The following is a 21,407-nucleotide window of genomic DNA, read 5'->3' as shown; positions in this document are numbered from 1 at the left end:
ACTTCCTGCAAAGAACCACTTATTCATTATAAAGCTCCAATTTTTTCCATTGTCCCTTTGAAGGTGATCATTATGCTAAAACTATTTATTTTTAGCTTACTCATCATAGTCGTGCGAATAATGAAACAGTAACATGGTGGTTTGGTCATCCAATTTTAGCAAGAGTTGTAAGCAGACATTATCCTGAATATTTGCTTGGCAGAGATACAAATATGCATATTATTCAAACACCGAAAGTATCAAGTTCTCGACATGCCGCTTATCATGCAACGGAATCTTACAGTGGTACCTATTGTGTAGTTGGCAATCATTATATGTACATGCGAGATGTTGAGCATTTGGTACAATCAGAGTCCGTGACTGGTTGTGATATTTACAATGGATGGTGGGATAACCCATGATGAATTTAAAAAAAATAATAACTATGATTCTAAGTTTAGCTGCTTTAAATGTGGAGTTGCCCCTGTTACGTCGCAAAAGATACGATAGCATTTGCTAGAACTTTGGGGTTCGAAGTTTGTACTACCGCTCCTTACAGCCCAGAATCAAACGGAATGGCTGAAGCCTTTGTTAAAACATTTAAGCGTGATTATGTCGCTTTTTATGAGCCCTTAAATGCTCACTCCTTTATGCAACAACTTCATGAATGGTTTGAGGATTATAACGAAAATGCCCCGCATAAAGGGCTTAATATGATGTCACCTAGACAGTTCTTAAATTGGGTTAAGAGATTAGTGGTCCGGTTTTATAGGGGCAACTCCAGCCTGGAACAAAATGAAAAAGGCCATATTTCACGTTATAGAGAAAGAGCAAAAGAACTAATCCAATTAGAAGATATTATACAATTTAAATATCTTGCCAGCTCTAAAAACAATGATAAAAATAGTTCAAACTAAGAAAGGATATCTCTGGAATTTCAATGGGCCGCCAACTATTGCTAAGAACAATTTTACTCTTTAAAAAGTTATGTGTTTATCTGTAGAGATTCGTCAAAGATTACATTTCATTTTATTGATTCAAATTAATTATATAAAGTAGTATCAATTAATACTATTTATTTTTTCAAGCTCAATAATTTTATCCGCCATGTTAATAGTTTCTTTTCTATGGGCTATTATTACTTGAGTAATATTTAACGACCGCAATGAGATATTAATATTTTTCTCATTCTCTCCATCTAAATGGCTAGTGGCTTCATCTAAAAATAATATTTTAGGTTTTTTATATAACGCACGGGCCAATAGAATCCTTTGCTTCTGCCCTCCAGATAACATAGAACCCATTTCTCCAACGCGAGTTTCGTAGCCCATCGGTAGTCTTTTGATTGTCTCATGTATAAAAGATAATTTTGCTACTTGATATACATGTTCTATATCAAGGTTTTCATCAAAAAATGATATATTATCAAGTATTGAGCCGTTTAATAAAGTATCCTCTTGCATGACAGAGGCTGTAATATCTCTATAATTTTTTAGGCCAAAGTCATCAATTAATGTATCATCAATATAAATTTCACCTTCGGTCTTATTTAACAAGCCCATAAGTACTTTCATTAAAGTAGATTTTCCACATCCAGAGGAACCAATTAATACTACTTTTTCTCCTGCATTAATTTTTAAATTGATATTTTTTAAAATGTATTTCTCTTCAGAATTATATTTAAAGGAAATATTACATAGCGTCAATGCCCCCATTACTCCAGCTTCTGTTACTGGAAGTCGAAGCTCTTCTTTTTCCATTTTTTCAGGCTGCTGAAATAAAATATCACTAAGTCTATTTAACTGAATAGAAATTAATTTATAGTCAAAAATGTTTTTTATAAAAGATGAAGATTTACTTACCAGTAAATTTCGATATGTTAAAAAAGCCATTAACATACCTATTGAAAACTTATTTCCAAGAACCAACGAAGCACCAACGCATATTACAATGATGTATTCAAAATTAAATAAAAACTGGTTTGCGATGTTATAATAAAGATCAATTTTTGAAATTTTTACGTTTTCGTTCAATGCATTAATATAACAGTTTCTCCATGTATTAAATCTAATTTTTTCTTTTGAAAAGGTTTTAATAGGTAAAATGCTCTGTATTGTTTCAAGAAAAATAGACGATGCTTTAGCATGTTGTAGAATAGATGATTCTGTATATTTTTTTAAAAAACGATATGAAAAATAACGTATAAAAAAATATATAAATAAAAAAAATACTACAAGCATTGTTAACACTGAACTATAAATCATCATGACAAATAAATTTATAATGATCATTATTCCATCAAGTACAGTATTGATAAAATCCGTTGATAGCTTCTTTTGTATATGATCGATAGATTGAAACCTTGATTGAATATCACCTTTATACCTTACTTCAAAAAAATTCAAAGGTAATTTTAAGATATGTTTTACTACATTAGATGAGAACTGCTCTGTTAAATTATTTGTTAAATATACCACCATGTTTCCACGCACATATTCGGTAAAAATCTGGAAAAAAAGAAGAATAAAAAAAGCACTGGCAATTACATACAAATTATTAATATCACTAAACACAAGTACATCATCCGTTACGTACTGAATAAATAAAGGATTCAACAATCCCAAAAATTCTATAACCAATGATAAAGAAAGCAGCCAAATCAGAAATCTATTAATACCGGAAACAGACTTAACTAAATCACTTAAACTAATTTTTCTCTTCTCAGAAATTGCACTAAAATCAGTTGTTTTTTCAGTTTCCAGAACAACTCCTGTAAATGAATTAGAAAACTCTTCCATAGTACAATGTCTTACACCCGAACCAGGGTCATTAATAACAATTATATTTTTTTTAACCTCCTTTAACACCACGAAATGATTCATATTCCAATGTATAATTGCAGGACATTTTATTAATTGGAGCTCTTCTAAGGGAACTTTTAATGCTCTTGTTTTAAAACCAAATTTTTCAAGGATATTCGTAATATTTAATAAAGTAACTCCTTTATTAGATGGCTTACTAATTTTCCTAATACTATATAAATCTATATTATGCCCCCAGTAGTTACAAACCATGGCAATACAAGCATGTCCACATTCAGCCATTTCACTTTGGAAAATCATAGGTAATTTGGACTTTCTCTTGAAGAAAAGATTAGTTTTTTCTATAGTCATACAGTAGCCCCACCATAAAAACTGTAAATCGGATCCAAAATCCATTGCCATACTTTTCTTTTAGCTCCTAGAACTATACCTGTAATTGTCATACCATCTTGCACTTTTACCTTTTTACCATAAAGAAATACACTTTCACTTTGCAGAAGAGCTGTTGCCTTATAATAAGGCTCCTTGATTCTTATAGGTTTATCCTCTTCTTCATCGGTTAAAATACTTTGACTAATATCTTTAATCACTGCTTTATATGTTCCAAAACGTTCATAAGGATATGCATCATAACGAATGATCACATTTGAATTTTTATGTATAAATCCTGATTTTCTAATAGGAATAAATAATTCAACTTCTAAATCTGAGTTTACAGGCAATATTTTTAATAATGGTTTGGTTAAGTTTATATATTGTCCTGTCTTATAGCTAATGCTAGCAATAGTTCCAGTAATAGGCGCCTTTATAATATAAGATCTGCTTTTCTTATATTTAATCAAATCCATATCAATCATATTCAAACTATTTTTAAGCGAAGCTATCTCTTCATGCTTTTGGTTAAATGAATCTAGAGAAATATATTTTTTCTCTAACAATTTCTTTAATTTATTTAGTTGATATAATTTATAATTAATTTCATTTTCATAGTATTTTTTCCTCTTCTTTAAGAGATAAAGTATGTCGTTATCCTGATTTTTATTCAAATAATCATATGAAGTATCAATAACAAATAATACTTCATTTTTCTTAACTTTTTTCCCATGGTAGACATTACTTTTTTTAATTATCCCATTTTTATTTGGAAAAACACGAACAATACCTTTACGTGAATTAACATATCCGTAAACAATGTATTTTTCAGAAAATTCACCAAAACAAATAAATACAATTAAGACGATGACTAGCATGAGAAAAACACCAGAAACAAATTGATATTTCACTGGAGTATTAATAAAAACAGAACCCCAGTTAGCATATCTTTTATTATCAATAACTTCTTGTCTAAATAAAGAATTTTTATTCATAAGAAACTACTATCCCTCAATTGTAGGTGCAACGATAAATGATAGATAACTGAGATCTAACCAATAGTAATTTCATGCCCTGTTCTTATTCATTGTATCAAGCCATTTTTCCCATGCATCAATGTTATTAGATCCAAAGTCTTTATCACTAATTTTCTTTAAAAGAGCATAGGTTACGTCATGATTATTGGGTTGTTTTAATCGCAACAAAGAAACAAGCTTCTTATTTCCTTTTTGAATAATTAGCTGTTTTGACAACGTTGAACTCGCAGCGTTCAGAAGTACTAATAAAGCTTTATTTCTATCTGTATCAAATGGTGAATCCAAAAGATTTAGGAATGGCATGACATTAATATCATGTATCTTCGCTTTATTCATAGTTTCACTAATTACGCGCATTGCACTATTTCTTACCCCTTCATCAGAATCCATAACATGCCTGGTTAATAAAGAAAGTATTTCCTGAGGATCATTAAAATACCCTATCAAATAAATAGCAGCCGTTCTTCTCTGTGGAAGAGGATCACTATTGATTGTCTTAACAAGAAGGTCTTTTTCTTTGGGAGCACTGTCAGTTAATACGCTAAACTCTTTTTTTAATTTAGGGTGATTAAATCCGGGCAAGCAATGATATACAGGACATTTAGTCCCTTTGGTATTTAGTTGATTATTTAGAATAAGGTTCATTGAACTATTATGGAATTCAATCATTTTTTCAATAAGATCATGCTTCGATTTTGTAGTAGGAACAGCTTTATCCTTTTTAGGAATAAACCGAAGTCTATCTTTATCATTCTGGCCAACAACTTCAATAGTTGTGTGAATATCTTTATCATTAGGATAGACAATTGTATCAAATTGAACATAAGCAAAATCGTATTGTTTTTTAATGTTATCAATCAATTGGTTTTTTTTAGGGAAAACTACCTTCATAAAATAATCATCTTTTCCTCCATTAGATATTTTAATCATTGCATCAATAAATCGAGATTCAATATCACCGACCTGAGTACCATAATTTTTAATTAAATCTTCGGCTTGTCTAAAATCAATACCATACACATCAATAATACTTGCAGCATTCAAACATAAAGAAAAAGCACAAAGTAATATAAAAAAATTAACTCTTCCCACAAAACCCCCTATTTAAACTGGTTGGTGCACCATTTAAGTAAACATGACGTTGCATATTCTGCTTATAAATTTCTTGCATTCTATATCTATATTTCGCGAGTGAATGTATACAGTTATGAGAATTCCAAATGTAATTCCTAGACTTATTTATAATAAAATTAACAAATATATCCAGGATTTTTATTTCAGAATTTAATTCTTCAAGCCACAAAAATTGACCTTGTTCATTGACTTCAAGAAATATATAATTATCATCATAAGTTACAATAAAATCAAAAGAGCCAAAGACAATACCTAATTTTCCCATAAAAATACGTAAACGATTTTCTATTTGAATGGGTAATTTATAAGGTTCAATATTTAGATTATTTCCTTGCATTGCGCGCCAATCTAATTTGCTATCTTCATGCAATTGTGAATTTAACTTTGCAGCAACAATATGATTGCCAAAACATACAACTCTTAATTCGTATTTTTTTTTAATTTCAGGTTGGTATATACCTGGGACAAGTTGTAATAAATTATTTTTTGGAAGATCATCTAATGTTATTTTATTTGTATAAGAAATTTTAATCTTCTCATCTTCAAACCAAAAGTTAGAACATAAAGGCTTATATATAACACCTTCATTTTCATGTACCTTTAAAAACTCTTGAATCTCATTAGGATCATTAGAACAAAGTGTTGTTGGAATAATGAACCCACATTGACTAGCTAATTTTAACTGTAACAATTTTAAATTAGCTCTGTAGGAAGCCTCTTTATCATTAATCCACCATGCATTAGGTGCGATATTTGATGTTAATGATTCATAAAATAGTACATTTTCTCTTGCGATAAACTTATAGTCTTCAGGATGAGCTTTGCCTTCGGGTAAATATGGCTTACGAGCACGTCGCCACCATACAATATCGTAATCATTTTCTTCGTAATTATTATACTTATCTGAACTTTTCCAATTATAAAACTTATCATCAATAAATACAGAGTTAGTCTGTTTGTAGGGCTGATCTGCCGTAAAATAAAGTCGTACCTGATGTCCTATTTCTTCTAAAGCGATTTTTACAATAATAGCATGGAGATCATCTGGCTCAGTGGGAATCAATAATTTCATAAAAAAACCTGGTTAATTTTACATTAAACTGTTATTAACGATTTAGCGAATCATCTAAAATGATTCGCTACTTAAGTTAATTTACCAGTCTACAGTAACATCCCCAGCACCATCAGGACTTGAAACATTACCAGTTACTTGAGCTGTTGTCTGTACACTTCCTCCGGAAACTTCATCCAGGTCTTTATAGTCAATTTCTTTGGCTAGCGTGTATGCTAAAACTCTTTCCTCTTTTTCCATTTGTTACTCCTTTTTATTTCATATATTAATAATATAAAAGTTTATTTTTGTTGATTTTCTAAATTAAAAACTTCAGGGTATAAATGCAATGAAGTATTTGTAGATAATTCAGAAAGGCACTCCAAAAATAAATCTTCCTTGGTATCCAAAAATAGTGTATTTGCCCACAATTAATGGATACCTTCCTACCTCAGCTCCATGAGCAAGATAAGAATCTTTTTTCCAACCATCTTGGAAATCCTTAGCTTTCATCATTGAGGAAAGTTTTATCTAACAATAACAATTTATTGCTATTTAACAGATACGAATACAACCATGATCCGCGCCATTGTCTCCGATTGATCAACACTCCTTTCAAATGATACACTTTAGAGAGTTAAAAATTGATTAATACAATTTAAAGTGTAAATTAACACTCTAAATTGTATTAATCAAGATGCTTATAACTTTTATTTCATAGCTCCACTAAAAACTTGAGTAACGTAATGAATTACATTGGCGAAAATTTAAAATATCTCTTAAAGCAAGAAAGCATAAGTGAAAATGAACTATCTAGACGGCTTGGAATTGCGCAGCAAATTATTAATAGAATAATTTCTGGGTCGAATCAAAATCCTAAAATAGCTACTTTAATGCCTATAGCAAATTATTTTAATATCCCACTACATAACTTTATTGAAAATCAGCTTGCCGATAGCAAAAATAAGGCCGAAGCAACCCACATTCATAGAATTCCATATATAGAATTTAGGGAAATAAAAAATTTAGGTGTTGAAGAAGCTATATTACTCACAAAAAAATACATATCTGTTGATATAAATAACAAAACGGATTATTTTGCAACATCAATGTACGATGACTCTATGGAACCAAAATTCTCCAAAGGAACTATTCTTGTTTTTGAAAAAACCGGAGAAGCTATTAGTGGGGACTTCTGCTTACTTAAAGGCGATAATAGTCACTACATGTTTCGCCAAGTTCTTATTAATTCTATGGATAAAAAATTTATTAAATGTCTTAACCCAACAGGGGAAGATTTTAGCGCCCTACCCTTACCTGTAAATTTTTATGTATTGGCTACTCTTTTGGAATCGAGGACTATTTTTAGCTCATAAGCAAAGAAAATGGATTTAATGACGGCTTTTCCGTTATTTCACGTTCCTTTCTTTTTAAAACGTATGCAATAAAACTCGCAGGCCATACAGCAAAAAAACCATAAAGAATTTTGAATAATAACGCATTTAACATAATTAAAAGTATGCTTTTATTTGGCATCATACCAAAAAAAGTCAGGAATCCTGCAACAAATGTTGCTATTCCTTCGCTAAGAGAAGATGCTATAAGGCTTCTTAACCAAAAGTAATTTCCTTTTAATTGATATTTCCATTTTGCTATTAAATAAACATTAAAAAAAGAACTAGTTAAATATCCTACAATTCCAGAATTAGTAAATCGCAGCACATGCCCCAAAACCAGTTCAAATTGCTCTTTCAAGTCCCAATATTCAGGAGATGGAAAAGCATTAACGATGGTAATTAAAATAGCAAATAAGTACCCTGACAAGATTGACTGCCAAATTAATTTTTTTGCATTTTCCGCTCCATAAAGCTCTGAGTAAATATTTCCTAAGAAAAACGTAAACGTGTATATAATAGTTGATCCTGGCTCTGAAAATCCCCAGATATTGACTATCTTATAAGCCATTACTGTCGCAGCCATTAAAAAAGTTACATAAACCATGGACAAAAAAGTTATATATTTAAATTCTCTTTCTTGTTTTACTATTTCTTTTTTTAAATACAGTCTCGTTAATTTATTTTCCATAGCTAACTCATATTGTTAAAATCTTGTAACGATTGCTCTTGAATTGCTGTAGAAACAACGTTAATCATATCTTTTTTGCTTATGTCATTTAAAAGATCATAATCTTGATATGCTTCTATAGCTCCTTTCTCAAACTTCTCTTTAGTGAACCAATTAAAAAATACAAAAACTGTCTTTCCTTCTCTCATGTATTGACCTTGAATCAGCAAAGAGGACTCATTAATCAATTTGATGTATTTCTGAAAAGACAAATAAGTAATCGCTCTTACATCACACGGAGAAAATTCAGTTAGTAGATGATCATTAAAAACAATTTCTTCAGGGTTATATTGTATGATCTGATTTTTAATACCACTAACTAAAATATCAAGTTCAATATTATTATCTTGATTCAAACGGACATCCAATAAGGCTAATCTGAATAGCATTCGCTCTTTCTTAAACTCAATACACCACATTTTTAATGTCTGAACCCATTTAAAAAATGAAAATCTTTTTACAGCAATCATTTTAATACTCCTCAAATACCCTTTGTATTTCTTGTTTAGATAGCCTGTGAGCCAAACAAACAGACAATAATATACTGGCTTTATGAGGAGAAAACTCTGAAGCAACAACAAATCCATATTTATTATCATAGGATGGATCAACATTGGTAATAGACAAACCTGAACGAGCACAACGCACAACAGGAATACCATTTAATACAGCTTTATTAAGTAATGTACTTATTTCTTTGGTTTGATATCCCTTCCCATATCCAGCACTTACGATACCATTTATTATGTTATTATTAATAATGTAATTAATATGATCGATAGCTATACAAAAGTGAGCATAGATCATTCCTATCTTGGGAAACGATTGCATCGCATGAATTGAAAACTCACTACTGTATGCGCATTTATGTAAAGGTTGCATTTTTTGGTGAAAAATATCTCCAACAACATAACCTATCCCTCCTATACCATCATTGGAAAAATCATTTGATATGCCTGGTTTATTCTTAGTAGCCCATCTCGCCGAGGTTACTGTATCATTTAAAGTTACGACAACGCCAAGATCTTGAGAATAATCAGATTGCGCGACTACAATTGCATTGAACAAATTCTTTTTTCCGTCAAAAGCCAAACTATTTTGGGGAAAATGAGCTCCCGTAAAAACGATGCATTTTTTTGTTTTAACCACGAGTCCAATAAAGTACGCAACATCTTCTAATGCATTAGTTCCCATTGAAACAACTAGCCCAAACACATTAGGATCATCTATTATGTTTTGAATTTTTCTTCCTAAATTCAAAAGATCATCTGGACTCAACTCATGACTAATTATATTACTAAAAGATTCATAGTTGACTTCAATTTTTCCTGGAAGCGGTAATTCATTAATAAAAGAATAAAGCGAAGCTCCTTTTTGACTATAAAATTCAGCCGTACTTTTTGGTGTATAATTAGAGATAGTTCCGCCAAGATCTAATACAGCTATTTTTTTCATTAATTCCTCCTATGTTTTAAGTAATCACTACTTAACTTCTTTTATTTTTTCCATCAATAAAGTAGCATCTTCATGAGTTTGTACAATTTTTTCCCATGCAGATTATCAATAGAAGACTCTTTACCGGTATATAAACTGTGGAATATCTATTATTCATCGCATCAATTACAAAGACAACGGACTCTTCATTTATTATTACTATTAAAAAATGCCTGAGGTTTATCACAAAATATAGCTTGTTTAAAGATTTATTTTGAAAACTACAACAATGAAGAAGCACCTGATAGTTATTGAAAATATAAACTCCTATGAAGTACAGCCTCATGGAAAATAAGATCAAAAATAGTCGAATTTATTTATCAACAATCGTTAATTCCGCCAACTATTGCTGAGAACAATTTTACTCTTTAAAAAAGTTATTCTTAAAAAAGATAACGGGCCAATTAAAAGTTTGCGCCAGCAAATTCATCATATAATTAATAATCGCTTCACCATTTTCTGAATTAGTCATAATAATCGCACCGTCTCCTGTGTTGGGAAACAGGATTAACTCGCTGTGATAGCCAAGATTATGGCCCGCTTTTCTAAAACTTAGTGTTTTACCTTGGCCGTTGATCACAACGCCCAAACCATAATTCGTATTGTTTTGTCGTTTAAGCATTTCTTGAGCGAGGGATTTGTTTATTAACCTGTTATCTTTACCAAAATAAGCTTTTGCAATAGCTATGGCGAATTGAGCTAAATCGGTCGGCGTTGACCATAATCCTGCAGCGCTGGCTTCTGTGTAATTATTCCAGCCGCCTTTGACCCTGTTCCCATGATTTAAAAAGCCTGGTACGGCAATAGAACGCCAGTTTTTAGGGAGAGGATTCTGAAAAATGCTTTGCTCCATGTGAAGGGGCTTAAGTATTTCCTTTTTCATCCACCGTTTAAACGGTTGTTTAGTTGTGTCATTTATCAGTTGTTCTAATACTTCATAACCTCCACCTGAATAAAAATATCGGCTACCTGGGCGATAAAATACACGTATCGGTGCTGTATTGGCTGGAGGGTGACCTTCGAGAATGTTGTTGAGTGTTGGCAGTTGACTGCCTTGAACATGACCAGGAAAACCAGCAACAGATAACCCTGATGTCATAGACAAAACTTGTCTTAAAGTGACTGGATTATTTTTATTGAATTTATTCAAAGGAATCTTCCAGCCCGCCAACTGCTTATTAATGTCTTTATCCAACGCTAATTTTTCTTTAGAAACCAATTTGAGTACACCGTAGGCGCTGACACTTTTGCTGATAGACGCTGCTTGAAAAATTGAATTTATTGAAACAGATACGGCAGGGTCAATGGACAACGTTTGAGAAATAATTATTTTATAATTTTGGATAACAGCATAACCAACAACAGGTACTTTGTGTAATTTCATTGCTACCCGCAATTTTTGATTAAGTTCATTGATACCATAGGGAGACGCCAGTGCACTGGAAGAAAATAAAATAACAACAATGAATTTAACAATTGACATGTATTAATTCCAATCTAACGAAGCCACCGTTCGTTAGATTTATCGATTAAGCAATCGAGACAATATAAAACCAACGCCTGCAGCAATCAATAAAGAGGACAATGGTTTTTCGTGAACCTTTGCTACAATTTTATCGGAATGCTGTTTCAAATTATTCTGTAATTCATCCATTTTATCTTGACCTTCACGATAAAGTTGAGAACCCATTTTTTTTGCTTCTTTTACTACGTTTTCCATTTGCTCGCTTAGATCAGGCTCATGGGATTTAGAAAATTGGCGCGTATTATTACGTTCATAATTCATGGTCTTCTCCTTGAACGATTAATTATGAATTACTTACTTAAATTATTTTCGGGTAGATCACAGCATTCAATATATTCATGCCATTCAAAATCAATAAATTTTTCTATAATTTTTTTAATTTCATTCTCTGCTTTTTTATTACTTAAAGCTTCTGTATGAAATTTGCTATCAATTTTTTCACCATCATCCATAGTACTTACTATAAAGCCGTCTGCTTTGTATAATTGGGTGCCGGGATCCTTTTTTATCTGATAACAAATTTTAAAACCTCTATAGGTATATTCACTCATTTATAAACCTTGTATTATCCAGTAATTATTTAATTATTCTCCTTATAGAATTAGGACATAAAGCGATCAAATTCAAGGTTTAAATTGACTTTATGATTTAGCTTATTGAATTAAATACTAATTTTTCTCTCTACAAAAAAGGATGCTAAAGCTCATCCAGTCTTAAGGACTGGCCAATCTTCCAAAAATTGCCCCAGGGATCAGTTTTTAAGTTCAGCAAGCGTCGAGGTAACGTATGAATAGTATAAAAGGTATCCTGATAGTTATTACTTAACTCATCCCAGCCAACAGGCGTAGCAACCGGGGCATGCAGCCTGGCACGCGTGGAATAAGCAGCAATGGCAGTAGCTCCACGTTGATTACGCAAATAATCAATGAAAATTTTACCTTTTCGTTTGGTTTTCGCCATATTACTGGTGTATTTCTGAGGGTTACACTTTTCCAGATAGTCAACAAAAACATGGGTAAATTCTTTTACCTCATTCCAATCATAAAGCGGTTGAATAGGAACAACCACATGCAGACCTTTTCCTCCGGTTGTTTTGACAAAAGCAGTCAGATGATATTGGTTAAGATGCTCTTTTACATCAAATGCTGTTTCTACAACAGCCTGCCACGCCAGATCAGGACCAGGATCCAAATCAAAAACCAGTAAATCAGGATTCTCAACGTGTTGAATGGTACTTCCCCAAGGATGGATTTCCAAAACACCCATTTGAACCAGACTTAAAAGGCCAGCTTTATCCTTTAAATAAATATAGGGTTCCTCTTCGCCGGATTTATTTTGAATGGTAATTTCCCCTAATTTTCCTGTAGCGTGATTGAGGTGTTTCTGATAAAAACAATCCTGATAATCCGAAGGACACCTGACTAAAGTTAATGGACGATCAGTTATAAACGGCAAAATATAATCGCTAATAGCCTCATAATAATCATAAAGATCGCGTTTGGTAATTTTATCTTCTTTATAAAGTACTTTATCAGGATGAGTGAGCAGAGGGTCTTTTTTCTTTGTCGGTTTATTTTTTCGTGTGGTTTTTGTTACTGTTTCCACAGCAAGTTCTTTTTCCTTGCTGATATCTTCAGGATTTTTATCACTACGAAGACCTTTAAAGCGCGCTTGTCTTAATCGCCCATCCTCTGTCCACTCAGAAAACTCTATTTCAGCAATAAGTTCAGGTTTAACCCAGGTCACTTCTTTTGAATCAGGGATCTTTTGGGAGAAAGGGTTTTTATCGGTAATTAGAGGCTTTAATTGCTCATGGATCGATTTTAACGATGCTTCGGTAAAGCCAGTCCCTGCTTTGCCACAGAATAGCAATTGATTTTCATTAAAAACACCGAGATATAACGCACCAAAATGCTGCCTTGTATTGCGGGGTTTTGAAAAGCCGCCTACCAGAAACTCCTGTCGTTTAATGCATTTTATTTTAAGCCAGGCCCGGCTTCGCCGTCCTATGTAATCACTTTCTATTAATTTCGATACAATGCCTTCTAAAGCAAATTCGCAGGAATTTTTTAGTATTTCCTCACCTTGACCAAAAATATGATCGCTATAGCGAATGGAATCTGGCGCCTGAACAAGCACGGATGCCAATTGCTCTTTCCTTTTAATCAGGGGAACAGCGCGCAGATCGTATTTATCAATATACAACAGGTCAAAAAGATACAAGACAAAATCAGGGTCAGGATCTCCTTTAATAGCATTTTGTAAGCGCTGAAAATTAGAACGGCCATTCTCATCCAAAATAACTATTTCACCATCAAATATCGCCGTATGAACGGATAGTTGTTGAATTGCAGGAATTAAACTTTTAAATTCATTGCTCCAATCATTATGATTACGAGAGACAAAACGTACCTGTTTGCCTTCTTTAAAAATAATCATACGATAACCGTCCAATTTGATTTCATGAAGCCATTCATCGCCTTGAGGAGGTTTGTCCACTAAAGTAGCCAGTTGGACCGAAATAGTATGGGGAAATGCGGCAGGAGCACCCAAAATTTCTTTAAGATCGGGATTAAGGGCAATTTTTTGAGAGCGACTTCTTTTTTTATAGCCGCTTGAACTCCAGATGCCCTTATAATATTCACTAATTTCATCCAATGACTGATGACTTACCACGCTAAGCGGCTTCTCTTTGGTTATATCGTAACGGGCCAGAGGCTTCGCATGCTCATCCTGATATTTTTTTAATAACCATTCTTTGTCTCCCTTGAAACGAATTAAATCCCATCGACCTTTTAATTTGCTGCCCTTTAACTGAAAACGTAAATGACCCTTTTCATAAGCTTTTAATGGCTCGTTATCCAAAGACTGCCAGGTTCCCTTGTCCCATAACATCACTGTTCCACCGCCATATTCACCCTTGGGAATAATACCCTCAAAGGAACCATATTCGATAGGATGATCTTCTACATGCATGGCAAGGCGTTTTATGTTCGGATCATAGCAAGGTCCTTTAGGCACAGCCCAACTTTTTAGCACACCATCAAGTTCAAGACGAAAATCATAGTGGAGATGACTGGCCGCGTGTTTTTGAATAACAAAAAGCGATTGATTTGTTTTATGAGAACGCCCTCCTTTGGGTTCAGATGTTTTTTTGAAATCTCTTTTTTGATGATAACGGTCAAGGCTCATAAGTATCCTTGCTCTGATATTAATTACTAATTATAGACAATCCGGTTTAATGCAGGTGTTCACTTGTGAAAACGACCAACTTTTCTCAAACTGCTCCATTCGGATTAATTTTATAATGACTAATGAGAGTGATGTTTTTTATCTGGAGTTGAGTTATTCTATAGTTTCGCAAATTTCAATAGGGATATTTATGAAATCAAAATTTATTTTGTCGTTGGCTTTAGGTCTTGGCGTCTTGTCATCTGGTTGCGATTTAAATACTTATTCCAGCAACTATTACGCTAATCAGGTTCCCGTCAATTCCAGGCAGGCTCAATTCGATGCCCGTGTTCTCGGCGCTCTTGTCGTATTAAATAAAAATGAGATAGCTGCGGCTAGCGAAGCACAACGAAAGTCGGCCAATCCGGCTGTTAGAAATTACGCAAGCTGGATGTACAGTGCTCATAATCAAAATTTACGGGAAACCGAAAATGTAAGCCGCAGAATTGGCATTATGCCCCAAAATGGTGACACCGCTCGGATGCTGCAAAGAAAAGGCCAACAAGAAATGGCTACATTAAATCGATTGAATGGTAAAGCGTTTGATAAAGCCTATATGACTGCCATGGTTAATGATCACACGAAAGCATTGGCGTTATTGAATAACAAACTTTCAAGCCGTGTAGCCAGCCCTTTATTGAAAGATCATCTGGAAGCTACCAGAGCACATATTCAGAAGCATCTACAGGAGGCTAAAATTGTTCAGCGAGAAGTCGCTCGTTCTTAATGACTGGCCATTATTAATCCGGGATTGAATAGTCAATAAAAGCCGCTAATGATGCGGCTTTTTATTTTTAATTTTTTGAGTCGCACTTTTTGGATTATCCGTACGTTTTATTCTTTTTCCCATACTTTTTTTCAGTAAAGTAATAAAATCGACTACATCATCGGGTTTTCGTATACGTGTTGTTTTTTTACCTCCGGATTTTTCGGCTTCCGCTGCTTTTTTATCAAGCCACCTGGTCATCGTCTCATAATACTCGTCATGATACTTTTCCGGTTTCCATGTTCCGCTTAAATCCTTAATTAAATCAACCGCCATTTTCATTTCACGATCAGAGATTTTATAGTCTTTTAGTGATTTGGTGGGTAATTTTAAATCGTCTTCTTTACGAATTTCATGCTGAAAACGAATGCGATTTAAAACTAAGGCTTCATCATGCGCCATGATTAAACATAAATATTCTTTTGTGCGTATAATTGCCTTGGCTACTCCTACTTTTTTTGTTTTCTTCAGGGCTTCTCTTAAAAGAACATAGGCTTTTTGATTTTTTGAATCCGGTATTAAATAATAGGGTTTATCAAAATATAAATTGTCAATTTCAGCCAGATTAATAAATTCTTCAATATTAATTAATTTAAAAACGTCGGGGCTTGCTTTTTCAAACGCTTTTTCATCCACTATAATATAGCGCTCTTTGTCATACTCATAACCTTTTACTATATTTTCCAGTGACACTTCCTTACCTGTTTCACTATTCACTCGTTTGTATCGAATACGCGCTTTATCGCGATTATCTAATAAGTGAAAATGTAATTCATTTTTTTCTTCAACAGGGATAATTTGTACCGGAATTGTGACCAACCCAAATGAAATATCACCTTTCCAGATAGCTTTCATAATCATTCCTTTTTTGAAGAACTTTCTCTAATTATAGTCAGTGCCTTTTGTTTTTATTAATCACTCAACATGTTATTATAAAAATCATAATGTCATAAATAAAACCGATGAAAAACAACCGGAATACAAAAAACAGGGGTGCTATCAGTGCTATTCAGGGAAGATTTGAACACCTGACTTATGAAGCATTTGACGATGGATGGGATATTGAGGAAGAACCTCTTTCTCCTTTAGAAACCACATTACTACCTGAAAAAGCCAAGTCTATTATCAGTCGTAATAATTCCCCTGATCTTGGTTTTGAACAATCGATTAATCCTTACCGCGGTTGTGAGCATGGATGTATTTATTGTTATGCCAGACCTGCCCATGCTTATATGAATTTGTCGCCCGGGCTGGATTTTGAAACCAAAATTTTTTATAAAGCAGACGCCGCTCACCTTTTAGAAAAAGAACTTAACAAACCCAACTATCAATGTAAACCCATTCTTTTAGGCGCTAACACTGATCCCTACCAACCTGCGGAAGCACAACTCAAAATTACTCGTAGTCTGTTAGAGGTTTTAAACAAATACTCTCATCCTGTAATTATTATTAGCAAGAATGCTCTTATTACACGAGATTTGGATATTTTAACCTCCATGGCGAAACAAAATCTGGTAAGAGTCGCCATAAGCGTTACCTCCCTTTCCCGTCAATTAAAGCATATTATGGAACCCCGCACGACGACTCCATCAGGCAGATTAAAGACGATTAGTATTTTATCAAACCATGAGATTCCTGTTCGTGTAATGGCCGCTCCTGTCATTCCTCTGATCAATGACGATGAACTGGAAAGCATTTTACAGGCTGCCAAACAGGCGGGAGCTCAACATGCCAGTTATGTATTACTGCGCTTGCCTCACGAAGTTAAAGTGCTTTTTAAAGAATGGCTGCACCAACATTTTCCTCAACGTGCCGACCATGTTATGAGCATCATACGTCAAATGCGTGGAGGAAAAGACTATGATTCCACTTATGGAACCAGAATGCGAGGTGAAGGTCACTATGCCAATTTATTAGCTGCCAGATTCCGTCTGGCATGTAAGCGTTTACATTTAAATATTAATTCTCTTCCTGAGTTAGACGTAGGAAAATTTAGAAAAAAAGAACAGATGATAGCAAAACAATTAACATTATGGGATGATGAATTTTAGCTAATAATGAATAAAAATCAAATAAAAACAGCATCCTAGTTCAATATATTTTAATTAAAATTTAATGCTTAATTTTTTATGATAAATTATCTTCTATACTAATAAAATTCGGATGTTTTATTGTATTAGACAGGAGGTCGCCATGAACAAGAAACCATCTCATCCTCCAGCTCAGCAGCAAAACCGTCAACCTGGTCTTGAATCGAAAATGACCCCTGAGCCTGACTATTTCTCTGCTAATTATAAAGGAAGTGATAAATTAAAGGGCAAAACGGCTCTCATTACGGGTGGAGACAGTGGAATTGGTCGTGCAGTTTCCTGTGCTTTTGCAAAAGAAGGAGCAGATGTCATCGTTCACTATTTAAATGAACATGAGGATGCAAAAAAAACAAAAGAAATTGTGGAAAAAATGGGAAGAAAATGCTGGTTAATGTCAGCTAATTTACAGACCTTTTCCGCCTGCGAAAAACTGGTCAAACAGGCACAAGAACAATGTCCTCCTATCAATATTTTAGTGAATAATGCCGGAGAACAACATCCTCAAGAGAGTATAGAAGAGATAAGTTGTGACCAATTAGAAAATACATTCAAGACGAATTTTTTCTCTTATTTTTATATGGTCAAAACCCTCTTACCTTTTTTGAAAGAAGGCGATGTCATTATTAATACCGCCTCGGTCACCACTTATAAGGGTAGCGCACATCTTTTGGATTATTCTGCAACTAAAGGTGCAATAGTAGGATTTACGCGCTCACTTTCACAAAACCTGGTGTCGCGAGGAATTCGCGTTAATGCCGTTGCCCCAGGCCCTATATGGACGCCGCTGATTCCTTCAACCTTTACGGCAAAAGAGGTTGAAGAATTTGGTAGTCAGGTTCCCATGAAACGGATGGGGCAGCCCGCTGAAGTAGCACCTTGCTATGTATTTCTTGCCTCGGAGGATTCTTCTTATATGACAGGACAAGTACTTCATCCCAATGGGGGTGTAATAGTCAATAGTTGAACATCGATAGGACCCTCATAGTCATAGAAGCAAAGATATGGAGCTTATTAGTTTATTGTTAATTATTTATTATTAATTCATAATGGAGAGAAAGAGCAAATAGCATTTATTAGTAGAGAGCAATGAAAATTACCTGACTTTTTGATTTTATGGAGAAAATCATGAAAGAAATTCTTTTGGTAATGACAATAATTCCTTCTCAAAAAAAGCTAATTATTTGTAAAACAAAACAAATAATAAAAACATCGTCCTATTTAAGCGATTTTTCTATCCCAAAAAACGCAGGGAAAATAGAATTAATTAATTAATCTATCACAAGAGGAAAACCAATCAAGATCACATGAGCTGTTGAACAAGGTAAATGATGATGTCATAATGTTCTATTTTTAAGCACAACAATGCATCTCAATACTAGCAACATTAAATGGCTTGTGGTACTTCACGTTCTTATTCTTTGTGTAAGCAATACGCTCGTTCAATATCCCTTTATTTTTTTGGGAGTCCATACAACGTGGGGAGCTTTCAGTTATCCATTAATTTTTATTTTGACTGATTTAAGTACACGTCTATCAGGAGCAAAAACTGCCAGAACAATAATTTTTATGGCAATGATACCCGGCTTTATTTTTTCCTATTTTATTTCAAATTATTACGCGCAAGTGAGTTTATTCGCAGGAAATATCCTTGTATTGCGCATAGCTTTGGCAAGTTTTCTTGCTTATGTAATAGGGCAATTATTGGATATTCTGGTTTTTCAAAAATTGCGTTACTGGAAAAAATGGTGGATTGCCCCAAGTCTTGCGACTGTTTTTGGTAACTTGGTTGATACCTATTGTTTCTTTTTTATTGCTTTTTTTCATAGTAGCAATACGATTTTAAATGAGCACTGGCTTGAAATGGCAACAGCGGATTTAGCATTTAAACTACTCATAGGACTTCTGTCTTTCATACCCTTGTATGGTTTTATTCTGCAATTAATTTTGCGTCATCGTTTTAAAGCACTCTCTTAACTGATAAGATATTTTTCTCATCCTTTGGCTCTTGCTTATTAAGGAATGTCAATCAAAAATAACTATTCAAAAAAATTATTTCCAGTCTTTGCAAAATGGATTTCAGAAGAAGTAGGAAAAGCCTGGGTCTTTATATTTTCGTTAAGTTTCGTGATAGGCTGGCTTATTTTAGGACCTTTGTTCAAATTTTCCGACACCTGGCAATTAATTATTAATTCCGTCTCCTCCGCCGTAACATTTTTGATGGTATTTTTAATTCAAAATACCCAAAATCGTGAAAATAAGATTTTAAATTTAAAATTGGATGAAATAATTAAAGCGACAAAAACGGCTAATAATAATTCCCTTGATTTGGAAAAATTATCGACTAAAGAATTAAAACGTCTGGAGAAAGCTTATCAAAAACTTGGTGATAAAACCGATAAAAAAGCAAGTAATCCAAAAAAATTGGAGAAATAATAATTCAGGATCTTTCTGCCTTTTTCTTTTGAACCTTGATATTAAACTTCTTGTTCCATGGAGCTTTTATCCACCAAGTAGTTTAATATCTTTTATCCGACTGATAAATAAAGCTTATTTAAGTTCCCTTACTTTTATTCTGATCTATTAATCCTGTTGCGGTGTCGCTGCATTCGCACGTTCCTCCAAAATGGCAACGGCAGGTAAAGTTTTACCTTCCAGAAACTCAAGAAAAGCGCCACCTCCGGTGGAAATATATGAAATTTGCTGAGTCAAATCATATTGATCAACAGCAGCCAATGTATCACCTCCTCCAGCAATGGAAAAAGCATCACTATCGGCAATAGCTATTGCCAATGCTCGGGTGCCATAGGCGAATTGAGGAAATTCGAAGACACCGACAGGGCCATTCCAAATGATGGTTTTCGCCTGATCGATAATATCTACATAGCTACTTACAGTTTCAGGTCCTATATCCATAATCATATCATCACTGGCAATGTGGGCTAACGATTTATTAAAAGCAGGACAGGAATCAGAGAAGTGCTTGCCTACAACGACATCAGAAGGTAGAGGAATTTCACAGCCTTTTTCCGTAGCAAGCGCTAAAATTTCTCGTGCATCATCAAGCAACCCCTCTTCGCAAAGTGAAACGCCAATCTCGAATCCCTGTGCTTTAAGAAAGGTATTCGCAATACCACCGCCAGGAATTAAATAATCAACGATCCCTACTAACTGTTTCAGAAGCGTTAATTTGGAAGAGATTTTGGCGCCCCCGACAATAGCAATGATTGGTTTTTCCGGTTGCTTAAGTACTTGCTGTAAAGCTTCCAATTCACGTACTAAAAGAGGACCTGCCGCCGCTATGGGGGCATATTTTGCTACGCCATGAGTGGAGGCTTGGGCGCGATGGGCTGTGCCAAAAGCATCCATTATAAAAATGTCGCACAAACTCGCAAGTGTTTGCGCCAGTGCATCATCATTAGCCTTTTCTCCACAATTAAAACGTACGTTTTCGCAAATAACCAATTCGCCCGGATTAACTTCAATACCATTTAAGTAGTCGCTAACAAAGCGGACAGGGTATTGGAGGTGGGCTGCCAAATAATCAGCAACAGGTTTTAAGGAAAAACGTTTTTCAAATCGACCCTCTTCGGGGCGTCCCAAATGTGACAACACCATGACGGCAGCATTTTCTTCAAGTACTGCCTGCAAGGTCGGTAGAGCCGCTTGTAAACGTTGATCACTTGTAATAAAACCATCTTTAACTGGTACATTCAAATCTTCACGGATCAGTACTCGTTTATTGCGAAGACTGAGGTCACTCATTTTAATCAAATTCATCATGC

The 21,407-nt window shown here is 34.0% G+C and carries 22 protein-coding genes and 1 pseudogene; 9 read left to right on the top strand and 14 right to left on the bottom strand.

What is annotated here, in order from left to right; genetic code table 11:
- Positions 1-212: 212 nt before the first annotated feature.
- Both T345_RS15030 and T345_RS15405 read left to right on the top strand, forming a co-directional pair.
- A complete protein-coding gene (locus T345_RS15030) occupies positions 213-401 on the top strand; it encodes a hypothetical protein (RefSeq protein ID WP_131777751.1) in 189 nt (62 codons plus the stop codon).
- 63 nt (positions 402-464) lie between these two features.
- A pseudogene (locus T345_RS15405) lies at positions 465-716 on the top strand (integrase core domain-containing protein); the annotation flags it as partial.
- Positions 717-1,040: 324 nt separating this feature from the next.
- On the opposite strand, the gene T345_RS0107220 reads toward T345_RS15405, so the two are convergent.
- From T345_RS0107220 to T345_RS15025, 5 genes are all read right to left on the bottom strand, one after another.
- On the bottom strand, positions 1,041-3,152 hold the full coding sequence (locus T345_RS0107220; RefSeq protein WP_028388750.1) for a peptidase domain-containing ABC transporter: 2,112 nt from the start codon (positions 3,150-3,152) through the stop codon (positions 1,041-1,043).
- Positions 3,149-4,168, bottom strand: a complete 1,020-nt coding sequence (locus tag T345_RS13820) for a beta-barrel domain-containing protein (RefSeq protein ID WP_035918432.1) — start codon at positions 4,166-4,168, stop codon at positions 3,149-3,151. Before T345_RS13820 ends, T345_RS0107220 begins: the two co-directional genes overlap by 4 nt.
- A gap of 72 nt (positions 4,169-4,240) precedes the next feature.
- Entirely contained in the window at positions 4,241-5,302 is a 1,062-nt protein-coding gene (locus T345_RS0107210) for a HEAT repeat domain-containing protein (protein ID WP_028388749.1), read from the bottom strand.
- Positions 5,289-6,416 (bottom strand): MvdC/MvdD family ATP grasp protein, encoded by a 1,128-nt coding sequence (locus T345_RS0107205; RefSeq protein WP_028388748.1) that lies wholly within the window; start codon positions 6,414-6,416, stop codon positions 5,289-5,291. Before T345_RS0107205 ends, T345_RS0107210 begins: the two co-directional genes overlap by 14 nt.
- A gap of 81 nt (positions 6,417-6,497) precedes the next feature.
- Positions 6,498-6,656 carry a hypothetical protein gene (locus T345_RS15025; RefSeq protein ID WP_156935633.1) on the bottom strand — a complete coding sequence of 53 codons (159 nt, stop codon included), beginning with the start codon at positions 6,654-6,656 and terminating at the stop codon, positions 6,498-6,500.
- A gap of 485 nt (positions 6,657-7,141) precedes the next feature.
- Here T345_RS15025 and T345_RS0107190 point away from each other — a divergent pair, with 485 nt between their 5' ends.
- Positions 7,142-7,771 carry a helix-turn-helix domain-containing protein gene (locus T345_RS0107190; RefSeq protein WP_028388747.1) on the top strand — a complete coding sequence of 210 codons (630 nt, stop codon included), beginning with the start codon at positions 7,142-7,144 and terminating at the stop codon, positions 7,769-7,771.
- Here T345_RS0107190 and T345_RS0107185 read toward each other — a convergent pair.
- From T345_RS0107185 to ligD, 7 genes are all read right to left on the bottom strand, one after another.
- Positions 7,761-8,480, bottom strand: a complete 720-nt coding sequence (locus tag T345_RS0107185; RefSeq protein ID WP_028388746.1) for a queuosine precursor transporter — start codon at positions 8,478-8,480, stop codon at positions 7,761-7,763. The two genes, T345_RS0107190 and T345_RS0107185, sit on opposite strands and share 11 nt — an antisense overlap.
- A 2-nt stretch (positions 8,481-8,482) precedes the next feature.
- Positions 8,483-8,989, bottom strand: a complete 507-nt coding sequence (locus T345_RS0107180) for a hypothetical protein (RefSeq protein ID WP_028388745.1) — start codon at positions 8,987-8,989, stop codon at positions 8,483-8,485.
- A 1-nt stretch (position 8,990) separates the two neighbouring features.
- A complete protein-coding gene (locus T345_RS0107175) occupies positions 8,991-9,974 on the bottom strand; it encodes an asparaginase domain-containing protein (protein ID WP_028388744.1) in 984 nt (327 codons plus the stop codon).
- A gap of 400 nt (positions 9,975-10,374) precedes the next feature.
- A complete protein-coding gene (locus T345_RS13815) occupies positions 10,375-11,496 on the bottom strand; it encodes a serine hydrolase domain-containing protein (protein ID WP_051555185.1) in 1,122 nt (373 codons plus the stop codon).
- A 39-nt stretch (positions 11,497-11,535) separates the two neighbouring features.
- On the bottom strand, positions 11,536-11,799 hold the full coding sequence (locus T345_RS13810) for an ElaB/YgaM/YqjD family protein (protein ID WP_051555184.1): 264 nt from the start codon (positions 11,797-11,799) through the stop codon (positions 11,536-11,538).
- Between the two features lie 29 nt (positions 11,800-11,828).
- Complete coding sequence (locus T345_RS0107160) at positions 11,829-12,089, bottom strand: hypothetical protein (RefSeq protein ID WP_028388743.1); 261 nt, start codon at positions 12,087-12,089, stop codon at positions 11,829-11,831.
- A gap of 145 nt (positions 12,090-12,234) precedes the next feature.
- Positions 12,235-14,730: a DNA ligase D gene (ligD, locus tag T345_RS0107155; protein WP_028388742.1), complete on the bottom strand. Its 2,496-nt coding sequence runs from the start codon at positions 14,728-14,730 to the stop codon at positions 12,235-12,237.
- A 190-nt stretch (positions 14,731-14,920) separates the two neighbouring features.
- Here ligD and T345_RS0107150 point away from each other — a divergent pair, with 190 nt between their 5' ends.
- Positions 14,921-15,496, top strand: a complete 576-nt coding sequence (locus T345_RS0107150; protein WP_028388741.1) for a DUF4142 domain-containing protein — start codon at positions 14,921-14,923, stop codon at positions 15,494-15,496.
- Positions 15,497-15,541: 45 nt separating this feature from the next.
- Here the strand turns inward: T345_RS0107150 and ku are convergent, their stop codons facing one another.
- Positions 15,542-16,390: a non-homologous end joining protein Ku gene (ku, locus tag T345_RS0107145; protein ID WP_242604588.1), complete on the bottom strand. Its 849-nt coding sequence runs from the start codon at positions 16,388-16,390 to the stop codon at positions 15,542-15,544.
- 107 nt (positions 16,391-16,497) lie between these two features.
- On the opposite strand from ku, the gene T345_RS0107140 reads away from it, so the two are divergent.
- The 5 genes from T345_RS0107140 to T345_RS0107120 all read left to right on the top strand — a co-directional run bounded on the left by T345_RS0107140 (position 16,498) and on the right by T345_RS0107120 (position 20,058).
- Positions 16,498-17,586, top strand: a complete 1,089-nt coding sequence (locus T345_RS0107140; protein ID WP_028388739.1) for a PA0069 family radical SAM protein — start codon at positions 16,498-16,500, stop codon at positions 17,584-17,586.
- 142 nt (positions 17,587-17,728) lie between these two features.
- Entirely contained in the window at positions 17,729-18,589 is an 861-nt protein-coding gene (locus T345_RS0107135; protein WP_028388738.1) for an SDR family oxidoreductase, read from the top strand.
- A gap of 161 nt (positions 18,590-18,750) precedes the next feature.
- Positions 18,751-18,897 (top strand): hypothetical protein, encoded by a 147-nt coding sequence (locus tag T345_RS15020; protein ID WP_156935632.1) that lies wholly within the window; start codon positions 18,751-18,753, stop codon positions 18,895-18,897.
- A 90-nt stretch (positions 18,898-18,987) separates the two neighbouring features.
- Positions 18,988-19,599: a queuosine precursor transporter gene (locus T345_RS0107125; protein WP_028388737.1), complete on the top strand. Its 612-nt coding sequence runs from the start codon at positions 18,988-18,990 to the stop codon at positions 19,597-19,599.
- Positions 19,600-19,644: 45 nt separating this feature from the next.
- Positions 19,645-20,058 (top strand): low affinity iron permease family protein, encoded by a 414-nt coding sequence (locus T345_RS0107120; protein ID WP_051555183.1) that lies wholly within the window; start codon positions 19,645-19,647, stop codon positions 20,056-20,058.
- 147 nt (positions 20,059-20,205) lie between these two features.
- On the opposite strand, the gene T345_RS0107115 is transcribed toward T345_RS0107120, so the two are convergent.
- On the bottom strand, positions 20,206-21,402 hold the full coding sequence (locus tag T345_RS0107115) for a phosphoglycerate kinase (protein ID WP_028388735.1): 1,197 nt from the start codon (positions 21,400-21,402) through the stop codon (positions 20,206-20,208).
- Positions 21,403-21,407: the final 5 nt, after the last annotated feature.

This window comes from Legionella fairfieldensis ATCC 49588 (assembly GCF_000621525.1).
Taxonomy (GTDB): Bacteria; Pseudomonadota; Gammaproteobacteria; order Legionellales; family Legionellaceae; genus Tatlockia; species Tatlockia fairfieldensis.
This window is presented reverse-complemented; position numbering and strand designations above follow the sequence as displayed.